Origin of the sequence: Kluyvera huaxiensis, assembly GCF_040149365.1 — a bacterium.
GTDB classification, from domain to species: domain Bacteria; phylum Pseudomonadota; class Gammaproteobacteria; order Enterobacterales; family Enterobacteriaceae; genus Kluyvera; species Kluyvera intermedia_A.
Map to the genome: position 1 here is coordinate 81,152 of NZ_JBEFLV010000001.1, position 16,323 is coordinate 97,474.

17 protein-coding genes are annotated in these 16,323 nt (G+C 52.5%); 8 read left to right on the plus strand and 9 right to left on the minus strand.

Annotated features, from left to right (window positions below; genetic code table 11):
- Positions 1 to 138 precede the first annotated feature (138 nt).
- Positions 139 to 378, plus strand: a complete 240-nt coding sequence (locus ABOC97_RS00450; protein ID WP_234502887.1) for a DUF1289 domain-containing protein — start codon at positions 139 to 141, stop codon at positions 376 to 378.
- 49 nt (positions 379 to 427) lie between these two features.
- Entirely contained in the window at positions 428 to 1,324 is an 897-nt protein-coding gene (locus ABOC97_RS00455; protein WP_349592700.1) for an aldo/keto reductase, read from the plus strand.
- Positions 1,325 to 1,366: 42 nt separating this feature from the next.
- On the opposite strand, the gene ABOC97_RS00460 is transcribed toward ABOC97_RS00455, so the two are convergent.
- From ABOC97_RS00460 to ABOC97_RS00470, 3 genes are read right to left on the minus strand one after another with little or no spacing between them, the layout of a single operon-like run.
- Positions 1,367 to 3,391, minus strand: a complete 2,025-nt coding sequence (locus ABOC97_RS00460) for an FUSC family protein (RefSeq protein ID WP_349592703.1) — start codon at positions 3,389 to 3,391, stop codon at positions 1,367 to 1,369.
- On the minus strand, positions 3,388 to 4,248 hold the full coding sequence (locus tag ABOC97_RS00465; protein ID WP_349592706.1) for an HlyD family secretion protein: 861 nt from the start codon (positions 4,246 to 4,248) through the stop codon (positions 3,388 to 3,390). Before ABOC97_RS00465 ends, ABOC97_RS00460 begins: the two co-directional genes overlap by 4 nt.
- Positions 4,249 to 4,257: 9 nt before the next feature.
- Entirely contained in the window at positions 4,258 to 4,494 is a 237-nt protein-coding gene (locus tag ABOC97_RS00470; RefSeq protein ID WP_349592709.1) for a DUF1656 domain-containing protein, read from the minus strand.
- Between the two features lie 195 nt (positions 4,495 to 4,689).
- Between ABOC97_RS00470 and slyA the strand changes: the two genes are divergently transcribed.
- The gene (gene slyA / locus ABOC97_RS00475; RefSeq protein WP_349592712.1) at positions 4,690 to 5,130 is read left to right on the plus strand and encodes a transcriptional regulator SlyA; all 441 of its coding nucleotides are present in this window, start codon (positions 4,690 to 4,692) and stop codon (positions 5,128 to 5,130) included.
- Positions 5,131 to 5,170: 40 nt separating this feature from the next.
- Here the strand turns inward: slyA and ABOC97_RS00480 are convergent, their stop codons facing one another.
- Both ABOC97_RS00480 and slyB read right to left on the minus strand, forming a co-directional pair.
- A complete protein-coding gene (locus ABOC97_RS00480) occupies positions 5,171 to 6,532 on the minus strand; it encodes a sensor domain-containing diguanylate cyclase (RefSeq protein ID WP_349592715.1) in 1,362 nt (453 codons plus the stop codon).
- 234 nt (positions 6,533 to 6,766) lie between these two features.
- A complete protein-coding gene (gene slyB / locus ABOC97_RS00485) occupies positions 6,767 to 7,234 on the minus strand; it encodes an outer membrane lipoprotein SlyB (protein ID WP_234502900.1) in 468 nt (155 codons plus the stop codon).
- Between the two features lie 267 nt (positions 7,235 to 7,501).
- Here slyB and anmK point away from each other — a divergent pair, with 267 nt between their 5' ends.
- The 5 genes from anmK (at position 7,502) to pdxY (ending at position 12,082) form a co-directional block, all read left to right on the plus strand.
- Positions 7,502 to 8,626 carry an anhydro-N-acetylmuramic acid kinase gene (gene anmK, locus ABOC97_RS00490; protein ID WP_349592718.1) on the plus strand — a complete coding sequence of 375 codons (1,125 nt, stop codon included), beginning with the start codon at positions 7,502 to 7,504 and terminating at the stop codon, positions 8,624 to 8,626.
- 93 nt (positions 8,627 to 8,719) lie between these two features.
- The gene (gene mliC / locus ABOC97_RS00495) at positions 8,720 to 9,043 is read left to right on the plus strand and encodes a C-type lysozyme inhibitor (RefSeq protein WP_052281527.1); all 324 of its coding nucleotides are present in this window, start codon (positions 8,720 to 8,722) and stop codon (positions 9,041 to 9,043) included.
- A 57-nt stretch (positions 9,044 to 9,100) separates the two neighbouring features.
- Positions 9,101 to 9,757, plus strand: coding sequence for a pyridoxamine 5'-phosphate oxidase (gene pdxH / locus ABOC97_RS00500; RefSeq protein WP_349592722.1), 657 nt, complete (start codon positions 9,101 to 9,103; stop codon positions 9,755 to 9,757).
- A gap of 125 nt (positions 9,758 to 9,882) precedes the next feature.
- Positions 9,883 to 11,157 carry a tyrosine--tRNA ligase gene (gene tyrS / locus ABOC97_RS00505; protein ID WP_234502904.1) on the plus strand — a complete coding sequence of 425 codons (1,275 nt, stop codon included), beginning with the start codon at positions 9,883 to 9,885 and terminating at the stop codon, positions 11,155 to 11,157.
- A 64-nt stretch (positions 11,158 to 11,221) separates the two neighbouring features.
- On the plus strand, positions 11,222 to 12,082 hold the full coding sequence (pdxY, locus tag ABOC97_RS00510) for a pyridoxal kinase PdxY (protein ID WP_349592725.1): 861 nt from the start codon (positions 11,222 to 11,224) through the stop codon (positions 12,080 to 12,082).
- 57 nt (positions 12,083 to 12,139) lie between these two features.
- Here pdxY and gstA read toward each other — a convergent pair whose 3' ends face one another.
- The 4 genes from gstA to ABOC97_RS00530 form a co-directional block, all read right to left on the minus strand.
- Entirely contained in the window at positions 12,140 to 12,745 is a 606-nt protein-coding gene (gene gstA / locus ABOC97_RS00515; RefSeq protein ID WP_349592728.1) for a glutathione transferase GstA, read from the minus strand.
- Between the two features lie 147 nt (positions 12,746 to 12,892).
- Positions 12,893 to 14,398 (minus strand): dipeptide/tripeptide permease DtpA, encoded by a 1,506-nt coding sequence (gene dtpA / locus ABOC97_RS00520; RefSeq protein ID WP_349592731.1) that lies wholly within the window; start codon positions 14,396 to 14,398, stop codon positions 12,893 to 12,895.
- Positions 14,399 to 14,992: 594 nt separating this feature from the next.
- Complete coding sequence (nth, locus tag ABOC97_RS00525; RefSeq protein ID WP_234502908.1) at positions 14,993 to 15,628, minus strand: endonuclease III; 636 nt, start codon at positions 15,626 to 15,628, stop codon at positions 14,993 to 14,995.
- Positions 15,628 to 16,323 (minus strand): electron transport complex subunit E, encoded by a 696-nt coding sequence (locus ABOC97_RS00530; protein WP_349592736.1) that lies wholly within the window; start codon positions 16,321 to 16,323, stop codon positions 15,628 to 15,630. Before ABOC97_RS00530 ends, nth begins: the two co-directional genes overlap by 1 nt.

A 16,323-nucleotide genomic window follows, 5' to 3' on the forward strand; every position in this document is an offset into this window, starting at 1 on the left:
CGCACTGTAATAGACCGATTGGTCTAATGCAACCGAATTTTTGAAAATGATGCCTGAGGCGCACGATGGTGGAGAAAAGTTGCGCCCGGTCGATTAAACGTCTTCAATGAGAGTATCACGAGGTAAAAGGGGGCTAACGTGGCGGAGCAACTGGAATTTTTCCCGGTTCAAAGTCCGTGCCGGGGCATTTGTCAGTCGGATGAGCGCGGGTTTTGTCGCGGCTGTTTTCGTAGCCGCGATGAGCGCTTTAGCTGGCAAACAATGAGCGATGCGCAAAAACAGGACGTTCTGCGGCTATGCCGCCAGCGGTTGCTGCGCAAATTACGCGCAGGCAAAGCGCCTGACGCTGAAGAACCTCAGCAGCCCTCACTGTTTTAAGCGCAAAAATGCGTATACTCGATGCAAATTATTTATTGAGGAAGTGGTTATGGTTCAACGTATTACCCTGGCGCCGCAGGGCCCGGAATTCTCGCGTTTCGTGATGGGCTACTGGCGTTTGATGGAGTGGAACATGTCCGCGCGCCAACTGGTGAGCTTTATCGAAGAGCATCTCGATCTTGGCGTGACAACCGTTGACCATGCGGATATCTACGGCGGTTATCAATGCGAGGCCGCCTTTGGTGAAGCGATGAAGCTCGCGCCGCACCTGCGTCAGCGTATGGAAATTGTCACCAAATGTGGCATCGCAACGACCGCAAAACCTGAGCATGCGCTTGGGCACTACATTACCGACCGCAACCACATCATTCATAGCGCCGAGCAGTCGTTGCGCAATCTGGCGACCGATGTGCTCGATCTGCTGCTGATCCATCGTCCAGACCCGTTGATGGATGCCGATGAGGTAGCTCAGGCGTTTCTGACGCTGCACCAGAGCGGGAAAGTGCGCCACTTCGGTGTCTCTAACTTTACCCCAGCGCAGTTCGCGCTGCTGCAATCGCGGTTGCCGTTCACGTTGGCGACCAACCAGGTCGAAATCTCCCCAATTCACCAGCCGACGATTCTCGATGGTACGCTGGACCAGCTTCAGCAACTGCGCATTCATCCGATGGCCTGGTCTTGCCTTGGCGGCGGCCGTCTGTTCAATGATAACGAATTCCAGCCGCTACGCGATGAACTGGCGAAGGTGGCGAATGAGCTGAACGCTGGCAGCATCGAGCAAGTGGTGTACGCGTGGGTGATGCGCCTGCCGTCGCAGCCGCTGCCAATTATCGGTTCCGGGAAGATTGAGCGTGTACGTTCGGCGATTGTCGCTCAATCGCTCGATATGACCCGCCAACAGTGGTTCCGCATTCGTAAAGCCGCATTGGGATACGACGTCCCGTAATCTCGGTAGTGCAGGCGGAAACATCCGCCTGCATTTCTTCTTTTAAGCCGTCTGTTCGGTTAGCGTACCGGGCGTTGGTGCGGTCTCAAGCTGTGAAAGTGAACAATACAGCCGCCACAAAATAGACGCCAGCTCGCGCGCCGCCGGTTGATGGTGGTGAGAGAGCGTGTCGCAAATTCGTTGAAGCTCCTGCAATGTCGCTGCCAGCGGCCGTTGCTGTACCCCGCGTTCACTCATGACATCCCGTAACAGACTGATGCACATGTCGCGGACCTGAGAAAGCGGGTCAGATCGCGCTTCCCATTCGCGTAGCTGCCACACCACGTGCGAACAGTTGAGTAGCACCACCCCCCAACGCAGCAACCAACGACGTGCCGGTTCGTCCTGACTGGTACTGAGTTGGCTAACATGATGATAAACCAATGATTCAAACTTATGCTCGCTGTTGGTCGGATGCCTGCTCAACTGGTCAACAAAGTGACGCCGTAACGCCCGAATATGGCGGCGGCTCTTCCGCGCATCGGAACCTGGCGTCAGCACGGCAAAGGCCAGCCATGCCAGGCCTACGCCGATGATTTTCGCCAGGTTGTCGTTGAGAAAAGCGGCGAAATCATAAACCGGCGGATTGGTGACGGAGATAAATGAGCCCATAAAGACGATCAGCGAGCCCCACAGTCTGGCCTGTTTAGGGATTTGCAGCTTAAGCAACTGCATGGTCAGCAGCAGCGGGAATAAGAACAACATAAACTGCCACAGGTCGCTAATTTGCACCATCAGGCCAAACTTCACGCCAAAACTGAAAATGGACAGCAGGATGAGCGTACGCATCAGCAGGGTAAGTGAACTAAACGGCGACGGCACGTTGGAATAGAGCACACAGCAGATAGCGGCGAGCGTTAACGCCGCCGCGCCGGACTCCCACTGCGTGCTAATGCTGAGTGCACCCACGCTCACCAGGGCGAAGAAAGTACGCATCCCGCTCCATGCGGCTTCGATGTGATCGGTATGGCGCATCAGCGCGGGGGCTTCGGGAACTGAAAACTCGGTCACCGCAGTGGCATTTTCCAGCCGTTGTAACCAATGGCTGGTGGTGAGGTAGAGGCGGCAAAAATAACGCAGCCGATGCCAGAAGGCGTGGTGGCGATAATTTTGCGGATCTCGCGGTGCCAGCGGGGCGATGATGCGGGCAACGGTATAAGCATCACAGTTGGGTTTGGCTAGCGCCTGAAGCAATTCTTCCAGTACTGGGCGAATATTCTCTGGTGCGTCGGACCAGTTCATCATCAGGCGGCGTAGGCTTGAAATAACGCTAGTCAGGCGTAGCTGCTGGTGAAGGAGATAGTTGAGCAGCGTATTCTGCCGACGTAACCGATAGTGGCTCCAGAAGGCCTGAATACGCAACAGATTCATGGTCAGGATCTGGCTGATAACGCTCTGGTGAGCGGTGCGCATGGCATCGGTTGTCACCGGCTGCCACAGCAGGCTGGCGTGTTCCAGAAGACGCGCATGCATATTCTTCAGCGCGGTCAATAGGGCGCTGCCGTCGGAGGTGCTGGGCAGGACCATCATCATCAGGCCACCGCACAGTATTCCGACAATGACCTCACAAACGCGGGCCTGAGCGATTTCCCACAGTTGGGTCGCGTCAACGGCATTAATGATGGGAAAGGCAATAATCGCGCAGGTGTAGCCCGCTAGCTGGAAAGCGTAGGCGACGTTATTAGTGTACATCGCGCAGACCCAGGTGCAGAAAGCTAGCCAGCCTGACATAGCAAATAAAAATAGCCAGGGCTCAGTCAGCGTGTGTCCGGCGATGAGCAGCGCGGCGCTGGCACCGAGCAGGCTACCGGCAATACGCCCGAGGCTTTTACTGATAACGCCGCCGACGGTAGGAAAACTAACCACGGCGGCCGACGTCAAGGCCCAATACGGCTCATCAAGATTCAGCCCGTAGGCAATGCTGAGCGCTAGACACATGGCAATGGTGTTACGTAACGCATAGCGCCACTGCGCTGGCGTGGCTTTAACCCAGGGCAAAGATTTCCAGGTCAAAGCGGGCAGGATCATGGCTTGTCACCGAGAATAGAGACGGTGCAGGTGGTCCCGGCGACGAGCAGCGTATCCTCCGTCAGTGAGTCAAATTCAATGCGTACCGGTACGCGCTGGGCCAGCCGCACCCAAGGAATAGTGGGTTTGATATCCGCAACCAGCGTGCCGTCGGTAGCAAGGCTTTGATCGTGTATTGCGCGGCCAATACTGGATACGTGACCCTGTAACTTTTTATTGTCGCTATATAAAACGATGTCGGCGCGGTCGCCTTCGCGAATATGGCGTAGTTTGGTCTCTTCAAAATAGCCCACGACGTAGAACGAGTGACTGTCTATCAGGGCGAAAACCGGATGGCCAATGGCGGCATAATTACCGATGCGGGTGGTCAGGTTAGTGACCCAACCATCAACGGGTGCTTTAACTTCCGTTTGGCCGAGCTGCCAACGCGCATGCTCGCGTTCCGCCTGGGCCGCATCAAAATTAGCCTGCGCTGCTTTCATCGCCATATTGGCCGCATCCAGATCTTCCGCTGAGATGAAATTAGCCGATAACCCTCTGCGACGAGCCGCTTCATGACTCGCGCGGGAGAGATCTGATTGTGCTTTCGTCAGCTTTGCATCAGCGTTCATTACCGCAATGCGCCACGGCGTGGGGTCAATCTGGAACAGGACATCGCCAGCTTTTACGAACTGGTTGTCCTTAACGTTAAGGGCCAGAATACTGCCTGAAACCTGAGGGGTGATGTCGACCTGTTCGGCACGAATTTTACCATCACGCGTCCACGGCGACTGCATGTAGTAATTCCAGACCAGCCAGACGGCGAGGATAGCGAGCGCTGCGATCAGCAGTGTTGAGAAATATTTTAATTTTTTCATTGGATTACATCACCACCAAACCAGAATCATTAACGCAACACAGACGGAAAGCGCAAAGAAGGAGAGATCCATCAACAGCGGATGCCAGATATCACCGGCGTACATCCAATCACGCAAGGTGCGATGGACGACGAGCCAGAAAAGGAAGCCAAGCAGGACGGCTTTGAATAATGGGGGAAAATAAATTGAAGCACCGACTACAAGATCTTGTAGTGGTAGTCCTGGGCGATAAAGATTCAATATCACAAAAAGAAATCCTTTATAATTAATGCGTTATAACCCGAAAACGTGACTTCTTTTGAAATAAATATACATGGTTTGTAACAGTGTAATCCATGGATCTGGTTTAAGTGCACGTGGCAATTCATTTGTTTTGCTAATTTAAATACTGCACACTATTCTAAAATCAGTATAATAACTTAGCAAGCTAATTATAAGGAGATGAAATTGGAATCGCCATTAGGTTCTGATCTGGCACGGTTGGTGCGCATATGGCGTGCTCTGATTGACCATCGCCTCAAACCTCTGGAACTGACGCAGACGCACTGGGTTACGCTGCATAATATTCATCAGCTACCGCCCGAACAGTCTCAAATCCAACTGGCTAAAGCGATCGGCATTGAGCAGCCGTCTCTGGTACGGACCCTGGACCAACTGGAAGAGAAGGGACTGATTTCTCGCCAGACCTGTGCCAACGACCGTCGCGCCAAGCGTATTAAGTTAACTGAGAAAGCGGAACCGCTGATTCAGGAGATGGAAGCGGTGATTAGTCACACGCGCGGCGATATCCTGGCAGGGATCTCAGCCGAAGAACTCGGGATGCTGACCCGGCTTATTCTTAAGCTGGAACACAACATCATCGAGCTACAGTCACGCGACTGATACATAAAACCCGCGAACTCGCGGGTTTTTTCATTTCCGGCTACCCCCGCCACACCTCAACCCGGTTACGCCCAGCTGCCTTGGCTTTATACATTGCTTCATCCGCCCGGCGGACACACTCTTCAACGGGCACAGACAAATCGACTGCGGTAAATACCCCCATACTGATCGTTACCGGCTCCGGAAAATGATTGTCACTGCTCACGTCATCGTGCTGGCTAATCACCAGGCGGATACGTTCGGCAATAGAGTGCGCCACTTCCGAAGAGGTATTCACCAACAGGAGCGCAAACTCTTCACCGCCAATCCGCGCGGCGACGTCGTTCTGGCGTACGGAGTCTTGCAGGATATTGGCGACAAATTGAATGACCTTGTCGCCCTGCAGATGTCCATATCTGTCGTTGATACGCTTGAAGTGATCGAGATCGCTGACGATAACCGAGACCGGCTGGCCATTGGCGACAGCGGGTAGCAGGGCGGTGAATGAGTCATAGAAATAACTGCGGTTATACAGCTGCGTTAACGGGTCGCGGATGGAGTTCTGGTATGAATTAAGATACTTAGCGTTGGACTGACGATACAGCGTGAAGACATCGCAGAACAACACGAAGATCAAGAACAGCGTCGATATGGTTTCAAATAAGCGCGCCTGATACCAACTGTAGCTAGCGACGTTCTCTCCAACCATCAGCACCAACAGCGTGAAAATATAACAGGAGCAAAAAAAAGCACCGCTATACCAAAATACATTACGTAATTGCGTCACGAATAAAATGGTTAGCAGGGTGACTATCCAGATCCCTATGAGAGTCCAGATAAATGTTTCTTTCCAGATATGTGTATATCTAAACGTAATATTATCAATGAAATCGACATGTAAGGCCAAATTATTGCTGGAGTACAACCAGGCCAGGTACATTGCTGTCAGACTAAAAGAAACAATAATAGTTAAGATAGTTAAATGTATTACGCGGCTGTGCATTTGCCACTTGCGAATTGCATACAGAATGACAGCCGTCACAAATAGTATGGCCATCAGAATGTTGCGGAATGAGAAAAAGATTAACGCATCATTGTAATTGGTTTTATTCAACCCGCCACACAAAAACCACCCGGGATAGCTGTTTAAGGTTCCGAGCATCAGCAGCGCCGAGGAGGTGAATGCGCAGGCGATAGGCATCAAATAGAGCTGACGTTTATCACATGCATACTTCATGATCATAAACACGGCGATCATGCTGTGGAATACCATCAAAAAAATTGTCAGCGTCGGAAATAAAATAGGAGCTATTGCTGGGAGATTACGTATGAAAGCATTGGATAAATGGTTCAGAACAAATGCCCCAATGAGAGTAATGGCGAGATAAATCAAAAAACGTCGCAAAGGGAATTTTAAGAGCATATATGTATCCTATTTACATTAAGCGCTGTCGCTTCGGGCGTCCTGGCCCTATATGCATAATAGTTTACTGGACTATCTGTAAAGAAATATTGTTTATGCGCAAATAATAGCAGGGGTAAATGGCTTTTATATATTCATCATATGAATATAGTAATGACGAAAGGCGGGAATAAGGAAATACGAGATATCATGAAAAAGTGTACGTGGTCATAAAAACCACGTACACCGGGAGTCTTAACGTGGGGAAACGGTCACCTGGCTACCATTGCTCGCCATTACGACGCGCTGGCCTGCAGAGAAACGGGTATCGCCCTGTTTCTGGACCACCATGATGGTATTGCCATCATCTTTACGGATTTCCAGTTCGACGCCCTGGGTTTTGTTCATCGCACCTTGAACGCTCTGGCCAGCTACGCCGCCTGCCACTGCGCCGGCTGCGGTAGCCAGAGAACGCCCGGTACCACCACCGACGGTATTACCCAGGAAACCACCAAGTACTGCACCACCGATAGCACCGATAACGTTGCTATCGTCACCACCTTGAATCTGAACAGGACGTACGTGGACAATTGTACCGTAAGTCACGTTCTGTACCTGTTTCGCTTCAGAGGCAGAGTAAACATCGCCGGACAGGCCGCTACTGTTGACACATCCAGCCAGGGATAAACCAATCATTGAAACAGCCAACACGCGTAACATCATTATGAATCTCCAGTTCACCAGAATTGCCCTCATGAGCATCCCTACTGAACAATTATATGGTATTTGAACGACGCGGTCATATACTCCGCATTTATTCGCAAAGAATAATCCGCCCTGGCTTAACCAACGCTAAACGCAAGACAAAATGTTGGGTCTCCGGGAATAGCCGTGCTGAGGGTATATTGTTAAAAAACATTATTAGTTAATAGCATTACGTGCCACTTTATGCTGGAGTGTTAACCCTGCAAAAGTGACTAAGGACGGCGTATGAAATCCGGGCGATATATTGGCGTGATGTCGGGAACCAGTCTTGACGGCGTAGACGTGGTACTCGCGGCCATTGATGAAAGCAGAGTGGCACAGCTTGCCAGCCTGTCCTGGCCCATTCCCATTGCGCTAAAAGAAGCGGTACTGGCTATTTGTCAGGGACAGCCGCTAACGCTCTCGCAGCTGGGTCAGCTCGACAATCGGCTGGGTAATTTGTTTGCCGATGCCATTATCGCACTGATGTCCCAGGAGCATCTCAAGGCGCAGGATATCGTCGCTATCGGCTGCCATGGGCAAACGGTCTGGCATGAGCCGAAGAGCGATGCGCCGCATACGATGCAAATTGGTGACAATAATATTATCGCTGCCCGCACCGGTGTTAGCGTCGTGGGGGATTTCCGCCGCCGCGACATGGCGCTTGGCGGGCAGGGCGCACCGCTGGTTCCTGCGTTTCACCAGGCGCTGCTGGCCCACGAGAGCGAACGGCGAATGATCCTTAACATCGGCGGGATTGCCAATCTCTCCCTGCTGGTTCCGGGTCAACCGGTGCGGGGATTTGATACCGGGCCGGGCAATATGCTGATGGATGCATGGGTCTGGCGTAGTCTCGGCAAACCGTACGATAAAGACGCCGAGTGGGCTAACGAAGGCAAAGTTGTGTTACCGTTGCTGCAGGATATGCTGAGCGACCCGTATTTTAGCGCTCCGGCACCGAAGAGCACCGGGCGCGAATACTTTAACTACGGCTGGCTGGCGCAATTCCTCTCGCGTTATCCTGGGCTGCGGCCGCAAGACGTACAGGCGACGCTGACGGAGCTCACGGCGGTGACCATCAGTGAACAGGTGCTGCTTAGCGGTGGCTGCGACCGTTTGCTGGTATGCGGCGGCGGAAGCCGCAATCCGCTAGTGATGGCGCGTCTTGCCGGGCTGCTGGCGGGTACGGAAGTCGCCGCCACCGATGAATATGGTATTAGCGGTGACGATATGGAAGCGCTGGCTTTTGCCTGGCTTGCCTGGCGCACGGTGGCGGGCCTGCCGGGAAACTTGCCTTCTGTGACCGGCGCATCAGAGGCTACCGTTTTAGGGGCCATTTTCCCAGCGAACCCACAGAATAATAAGAGTTAACTGAAATCTTCTTTTACCATCGGCCTGTAGACTTACCTTGAACGGGAGTGTGAAAATCGCTCCTTGACCAGGAATGTCGAAAGGCCTAATAAAATGAAAAAACTACTTATTGCTGTTATCCCTTTGATGCTTGCCGGCTGTAGCACTTACAACCAGTTTATGGAACGCATGCAAACCGACACGCTGGAATATCAGTGCGATGAAAAACCGTTAACGGTTCAACTTAACAACCCGCGTCAGCAGGTTAGCTTTGTTTATGACAATCAGCAGTTGAATCTGCCGCAGGGCATTTCTGCTTCGGGTGCACGCTATACCGATGGTATTTACGTGTTCTGGTCGAAAGGCGACGAGGCAACGGTCTATAAACGCGACCATATCGTGCTGAATAACTGTAAGTTACAAAACCCCAAGCGTTGAGATTTTCAGGCGGGCGGCGCACAATAACGCCACCTACTGACTACAATTTCAAACGCCATGTCTGATAACGAAGATCTGCAGCAAATCGCGCATCTGCGCCGAGAATACACCCGTGGCGGCCTGCGTCGCCACGATCTTCCCGCCGAACCGCTACCGCTTTTTGAACGCTGGCTTGGACAGGCCTGCGAGGCACGTCTGGCCGATCCTACGGCAATGGTTGTGGCAACGGTGGATGAAAACGGTCAACCGTATCAGCGCATTGTGCTGCTTAAACATTATGACGAGAAAGGGCTGGTGTTTTACACCAACCTGGGCAGTCGCAAAGCACATCAACTGGAGCAGAACCCGCGCATCAGCCTGCTGTTCCCATGGCATATGTTGGATCGCCAGGTGATGGTTATTGGTAAAGCTGAGCGCCTGTCGACGCTTGAAGTGATGAAATACTTCCACAGCCGCCCGCGCGATAGCCAGATTGGCGCCTGGGTCTCTAAACAGTCCAGCCGCATCTCTGCTCGCGGGATCCTCGAAAGCAAGTTTCTTGAGTTGAAACAAAAATTCCAACAGGGCGACGTGCCGTTGCCAAGTTTTTGGGGAGGCTTTCGCGTCACGGTTGAGCAAATGGAGTTCTGGCAGGGCGGTGAACACCGTCTGCATGACCGTTTTTTGTACCAGCGTGAAGCCGACGCGTGGAAAATTGACCGCCTGGCCCCGTAAACGCTGAAATTTGTTGTCTTAAGCGCTAGCGCTGAATGCGCCAGCGCTTTATTCTATAAGGCTTTCGCGTCTGGCGAAAAGTCGTGTACCGGCAAAGGTGCAGTCGGATATAGATGGAGAATTTGATGGCAAGCAGTAACTTGATTAAACAACTGCAAGAGCGGGGGCTAGTTGCCCAGGTAACGGACGAGGTAGCGTTAGCAGAGCGACTGGCGCAAGGCCCGATCGCGCTCTATTGCGGCTTCGATCCTACCGCTGACAGCTTGCATTTGGGGCATCTTGTTCCTTTGTTATGCCTGAAACGCTTCCAGCAGGCAGGGCATAAACCTGTTGCGCTGGTGGGTGGTGCGACCGGTCTGATTGGGGACCCTAGCTTTAAAGCCGCCGAGCGTAAACTGAACACCGAAGATACCGTACAGGACTGGGTTGCGAAAATCCGTAAGCAGGTTGCACCGTTCCTCGACTTCGACTGTGGCGACAACTCGGCAATCGCCGCTAACAACTACGACTGGTTTGGCGGCATGAACGTGCTGACTTTCCTGCGCGATATCGGTAAGCACTTCTCTGTTAACCAGATGATCAACAAAGAAGCGGTTAAGCAGCGTCTGAACCGTGACGATCAGGGGATTTCATTCACCGAGTTTTCCTACAATCTGCTGCAGGGTTATGACTTCGCTTGCCTGAACAAACTGCACGGCGTTGCGCTGCAGATTGGCGGTTCCGACCAGTGGGGCAACATCACCTCTGGTATCGACCTGACCCGTCGTCTGCACCAGAATCAGGTATTCGGCCTGACCGTTCCGCTGATCACCAAAGCTGACGGCACCAAATTCGGCAAGACTGAAGGCGGCGCAGTATGGCTGGATCCGAAGAAAACCAGCCCGTACAAATTCTATCAGTTCTGGATTAACACCGCGGATGCCGATGTTTATCGCTTCCTGAAGTTCTTCACCTTCATGGACATTGAAGAGATCAATGCCCTGGAAGAAGAAGATAAAAACAGCGGTAAAGCCCCGCGCGCCCAGTATGTGCTGGCGGAGCTGGTGACTCGTCTGGTGCACGGTGAAGAAGGCCTGGTGGCGGCAAAACGCATCACTGAAAGCCTGTTCAGCGGCTCCCTGAGCGCGCTGAGTGAAGCTGACTTCGAGCAGCTTGCACAGGATGGCGTGCCGATGGTTGAGATGGAAAAAGGCGCCGACCTGATGCAGGCGCTGGTGGACTCCGAGCTGCAGCCGTCTCGCGGTCAGGCACGTAAAACCATCGCTTCTAACGCGGTCACCATTAACGGTGAAAAACAGGCCGACCCAGAGTACTTCTTCAACGACGGCGACATTTTGTTTGGTCGCTACACGCTGTTACGTCGTGGTAAGAAAAACTACTGTTTGATCTGCTGGAAGTAATATTCCAAAACAGGGGGGCGTGGGAAACTACGCCCCCTTCTTTTTTGTCGTCTGAGTAGAACTAATGAACAACATCCTCGCCATTCAGTCCCACGTTGTTTTCGGTCATGCGGGCAACAGTGCAGCCGAATTTCCTATGCGCCGTCTTGGCGCGAACGTCTGGCCATTGAACACCGTTCAATTCTCCAACCACACGCAATACGGTAAATGGACCGGCTGTGTGATGCCGCCAGCGCACCTGACCGAGATTGTTCAGGGGATTGCGGACATCGACCAGTTATCGCGTTGTAGCGCCGTGCTGAGCGGTTATCTTGGGTCAGCGGAACAGGGCGAGCATATTCTGGGTATTGTCCGTCAGGTCAAAGCGGCGAACCCGCAGGCGAAATATTTCTGTGACCCGGTAATGGGGCACCCGGAAAAAGGCTGTATCGTGGCACCCGGCGTGGCCGAGTTCCATAAGCGCTATGCGCTTCCGGCAAGCGATATCATTGCGCCGAATCTTATCGAGCTGGAGATCCTCTCCGGCCACGCGGTGAACGATGTCAATGAGGCCGTGCTCACGGCGCGTGAACTGATTGCGCAAGGGCCGGAGATTGTGCTGGTGAAACACCTGGCGCGCGCGGGATACAGCCCGGATCGTTTCGAAATGCTGCTGGTGACGGCAGACGAAGCGTGGCATATCAGCCGTCCACTGATTGATTTCGGTTCACGTCATCCGGTTGGTGTTGGTGACGTTACCAGCGGTTTGCTATTAGTGAAACTGCTGCAAGGGGCTTCGGTCCGTGATGCACTGGAGCACGTTACCGCGGCGGTGTATGAAATCATGCTGACGACAAAAGAGATGGGCGAGTACGAACTGCAGGTGGTTGCGGCCCAGGACAGGATTGCGAAACCCGAACACGACTTCAGCGCGACGCGACTGTAAGTCGGTGAACAATGCCCGGTAGCGCCATGCGCACCGGGCAATGCAAATGTTAAACGCTTATTTCAGCCCTTCAGCGGCCATTGCTGCCGCTACCGCCGGACGTGCAGCTACGCGTGCCATATAGTCCGCGATATTCTTATAACCCGCCATATCCAGCTTCACGGCAAATGCCCAGCGCAGCACGGTAAACAGGTATGCATCGGCAATGGTAAAACGTGAACCGCTGATCCACTGAGCGCCTGCCAGGGATTCGTCAATGTAAGCCAGCTTTTTATCCAACAGCGCGCGCACCGTTGGTTTGTACTCTTCTGGCGTGTCCGGGCGGAACAGCGGCGTGAAGCCTTTGTGCAGCTCGGTGGCGATGAAGTTCAGCCACTCCAGCGTTTTGTAACGGTTAATGGTACCCACCGGTGCCAGCAGCTGGCGGTCAGAGACGCTGTCGGCGATGTATTGCATGATCGCCACGCCTTCAGTCAGCAGGGTGTTGTCATCCAGCAGCAGCGCCGGGACCTGGCCCTTCGGGTTCACCTTCAGAAAATCGTCGCCGTTTTCCATACGTTTGTGCATAAGGTCGACGCCAATCAGCGAAAAATCTTTTCCGCTTTCCCGTAGGGTGATGTGCGATGCCAGGGAACAGGCGCCAGGTTTATAGAACAATTTCATGGGTAACTCCTTCAGACTTCGGTTATTTTTGTGGTCCATCAGCAGAAGGGCGGCTGGCGGATATGCAGGTATGTTAGTGCTTGAGTCGATAAAAAAAAAGCCGCTAACGAAAGTTAGCGGCCCAAAATTATTCGTTTCCCGATGACATTACGCGGAAGCGGCTTCACCGTCTGTAGCAGACTTCGGATCGTCCTGAGTCATGCGGTTCAGTTTTGGTGCGGTCAGCAACATCAGCACGGCGACAACGGCAGTGGCGACGCCAATCTGCAGGAATACGCGGCCATAGACTTCCAGCGACATCACCGGGTCGGTTACGTTTTCTGGAACTGCCATCATGCCAGCAACATAGCCACCAATGATGTTTGCACCGGCGGTGGTCAGGAACCAGCTACCCATGATGAAGCCCATCAGGCGCTGTGGAACCAGCTGTGCAACCATAGCGAGGCCCAGACCGGAAATCATCAGTTCACCGATACTCTGCAGACCGTAGCAGATAATCAACCAGTTAACAGAAACAATACCCGCGTCGGTGGCGAATTTCGCGCCCAGCGGCAGGATCAGGAATGCAGCGGAGCACAGCACCATACCAATCGCAAACTTGGTTGGCATTGGCAGAGTGTCACCCATCTTGTTGTAGATAGCGGCAAGAATTGGGCTACCAATGATTATCCAGAATGGGTTCAGCGCCTGATACTGTTCCGGTTCGAACGCGATACCCAGAATGGAGTGCTCAACGTTGCGAATGGCGAAGAAGTTCAGGGAGGTCGGCATCTGGCTGTACAGAACGAAGAAGATAATCGCTTCCAGCATCAGGATGAAGGCCACAATCATCTTACGACGTGCCGCGCCCTGCATTGCAAAGGCTTCTTTACCGAAGATGAATACGATACCCAGCGCAATCACGCCCAGCACCATACGTGCAATTTCCTGGTGGTGGAGCAGCCAGGTAGCAACGGCTACCAGCACTACAACGCCCAGGATGGTCAGCAGCAGGTTGCGGTAGTTAGTCGGTTCAAAGTCAGGTTTAGAACCGTACTGTTTAACCCAACGCTGGCAGAACGCGAAGTTAACTACGGTGATCAGCATACCGACGACGCTCAGTGCGAACGCCGTGCTCCAGCCGTATTTAGCTGCGAGCCATGGTGTTGCCAGCATAGAGAAGAACGAACCGATGTTCACGGACATATAGTACATAGTGAATGCACCGTCCAGACGTGGATCGTCTTTGGCATAACAGGTAGAAAGCAGGGAAGATGGGTTGGCTTTGAACAGGCCGTTACCCACGGCGATAGTCGCCATACCCATATACACGATACCAGCATCGTGGCCGGACCATGCAACCAGCGCATAACCAATCGCCAGTACTACGGCACCGAGCATAATCACGCGTTTCGTACCCAGCACTTTGTCACCCAGCCAGCCGCCGATAGCAACCAGACCGTAAACTAACGCACTGAAGGAAGAGAACAGGGTGATGGAATCTGCTTCAGACATACCCAGTTGTTTAACCAGGTAAACGGCCATAATGCCTTGCAGGCCGTAGAAGCCAAAACGCTCCCATAACTCGATAGAGAAGATGAGATAAAACGCTTTAGGTTGTTTGAAGGCGTTCAAACTCACGCTTTCAGTTGGTTTATTGTTTGCAGTAGACACATATACCTCTTATTTACATCCCAATTACTGGGGGGTGTACTGGGCGGAGTGCTCGTTTTGGCATCCACCTTATAGTTATTCTGGAGGGAAACGGGAAGTAATGTTCACTATCCTGCACTTTCAGACAAGGCCTTTGAAATACTCTGTTACAAATAAAGTAACTGGTATAATTAACCATTTTTATAAATGTTATTCAGCGTTAAATTTCATGCTTTAAAAATAGGTGGTTTATTATGCTATCAGCGGACGCTAAAAACCGGATTGTAACCATATCTTCTGCTGATCGCGCTTGAATATAGTGATATAGGCTGAATTCTGAAAAAATACTGGATGATCGTTTTGTGCATTGCAAATGTTGCAATGCGATGATGTAGGTGTTTTGCCTGTAAAGAAACATAAATGCAACATTATGTTGCTCACATGATCTTGTCAGCAATTGTATAGAAATTTTCGCTAGTGATGACACGTTTGACCTGTAAAAACGGTATATAGGCGTTATAAATGCCAAATACTGAATAATTATATGGGATTAAACGTGGCTTAAGCGCGAGGAGAGAAGGCGGTAAGCGGACTTGCTACACCGCGAAAAATGGTCTACAGCTCAATTTTCTCTTTATATTCACACAGATCTTCGATAATGCATGAGCCGCAGCGTGGTTTGCGGGCAATACAGGTGTAACGTCCGTGTAGAATCAACCAGTGGTGGCAATCAACCTTAAATTCGGCGGGAACAACCTTCAGTAGCTTCTCTTCGACCTGTTCGACGTTCTTGCCCGGAGCGAAATTTGTGCGATTGCAGACGCGGAAAATATGGGTATCGACGGCAATGGTGGGCCAACCGAAGGCCGTATTCAGCACCACATTCGCGGTCTTACGCCCCACGCCCGGCAGCGCCTCTAGCGCCTCGCGGTTTTCCGGAACTTCACCACCGTGCAGCTCAAGCAGCATCCGGCAGGTTTTGATGACGTTTTCGGCCTTACTGTTAAACAGCCCAATAGTCTTGATGTATTCCTTCACGCCATCAACGCCTAAATCGAGCATCGCCTGCGGCGTATTGGCCACCGGATATAGCCTGGCGGTCGCCTTATTCACGCTGACGTCGGTGGCCTGAGCGGAAAGCAGCACCGCAATCAGTAGTTCAAACGGCGAGCTGAAGTTCAGTTCGGTGGTCGGATGCGGATTGTTGTCGCGCAGGCGGGTCAGGATCTCAAGGCGTTTAGCTTTATTCATCAGGCTTTCTCTGCCGTATTAATTTCGACGTTTTCAGCCGCGACGGCCTGGGCACGACGTTGCTTCGTCCGTTCATCAATCAAATACTTGATGGCCAACAGCATGCCAAGACCGATAAACGCGCCCGGCGGCAGCATGGCCAACAGGAAAGGCGTGTCGGTATGGAAGAGCTCAACGCGCAGCGATTTAGCCCAACTCCCCAACAGACCGTCGGCGCCGTCAAACAGCGTCCCGTTTCCTAACAGCTCACGAATAGAACCCAGAACGAACATGGTGCAGGTTGCGCCCATGCCGATGGCAAAACCGTCAAGTGCAGACAGTGCCGGGCCTTTCTTAGCCGCGAACGCTTCGGCGCGTCCTACGACGATGCAGTTGGTGACGATGAGAGGGATAAAGATCCCCAGCGACTGATAGAGGCCAAATGCATAGGCGTTAATCAGCATCTGCACGGCGCTCACCACCGAGGCGATAATCATCACGTAAATCGGGATACGAATTTCAGCCGGCGTCCAGCGACGTAGGCTGGAGATTGCCAGGTTGGTCAGGGTCAACACCAGCGTTGTCGCCAGGCCCAAACCAAGGGCATTGGTCGCAGTGGAGGTGACCGCCAGCAGCGGACACATTCCCAATAGCTGGACCAGCGCGGAGTTATTTTTCCAGAGACCCTGGACAATAACCTCTTTGACCTCGCTCAT

Excerpts from the sequence above, each read along its gene's own strand:
- ABOC97_RS00455 (WP_349592700.1), top strand. The coding sequence starts at position 428 with ATGGTTCAACGTATTACCCTGGCGCCGCAGGGCCCGGAATTCTCGCGT.
- ABOC97_RS00460 (WP_349592703.1), bottom strand. The coding sequence starts at position 3,391 with ATGATCCTGCCCGCTTTGACCTGGAAATCTTTGCCCTGGGTTAAAGCC.
- ABOC97_RS00465 (WP_349592706.1), bottom strand. The coding sequence starts at position 4,248 with ATGAAAAAATTAAAATATTTCTCAACACTGCTGATCGCAGCGCTCGCT.
- slyA (WP_349592712.1), top strand. The coding sequence starts at position 4,690 with ATGAAATTGGAATCGCCATTAGGTTCTGATCTGGCACGGTTGGTGCGC.
- ABOC97_RS00480 (WP_349592715.1), bottom strand. The coding sequence starts at position 6,532 with ATGCTCTTAAAATTCCCTTTGCGACGTTTTTTGATTTATCTCGCCATT.
- slyB (WP_234502900.1), bottom strand. The coding sequence starts at position 7,234 with ATGATGTTACGCGTGTTGGCTGTTTCAATGATTGGTTTATCCCTGGCT.
- anmK (WP_349592718.1), top strand. The coding sequence starts at position 7,502 with ATGAAATCCGGGCGATATATTGGCGTGATGTCGGGAACCAGTCTTGAC.
- mliC (WP_052281527.1), top strand. The coding sequence starts at position 8,720 with ATGAAAAAACTACTTATTGCTGTTATCCCTTTGATGCTTGCCGGCTGT.
- pdxH (WP_349592722.1), top strand. The coding sequence starts at position 9,101 with ATGTCTGATAACGAAGATCTGCAGCAAATCGCGCATCTGCGCCGAGAA.
- tyrS (WP_234502904.1), top strand. The coding sequence starts at position 9,883 with ATGGCAAGCAGTAACTTGATTAAACAACTGCAAGAGCGGGGGCTAGTT.
- pdxY (WP_349592725.1), top strand. The coding sequence starts at position 11,222 with ATGAACAACATCCTCGCCATTCAGTCCCACGTTGTTTTCGGTCATGCG.
- gstA (WP_349592728.1), bottom strand. The coding sequence starts at position 12,745 with ATGAAATTGTTCTATAAACCTGGCGCCTGTTCCCTGGCATCGCACATC.
- nth (WP_234502908.1), bottom strand. The coding sequence starts at position 15,628 with ATGAATAAAGCTAAACGCCTTGAGATCCTGACCCGCCTGCGCGACAAC.
- ABOC97_RS00530 (WP_349592736.1), bottom strand. The coding sequence starts at position 16,323 with ATGAGCGAGGTCAAAGAGGTTATTGTCCAGGGTCTCTGGAAAAATAAC.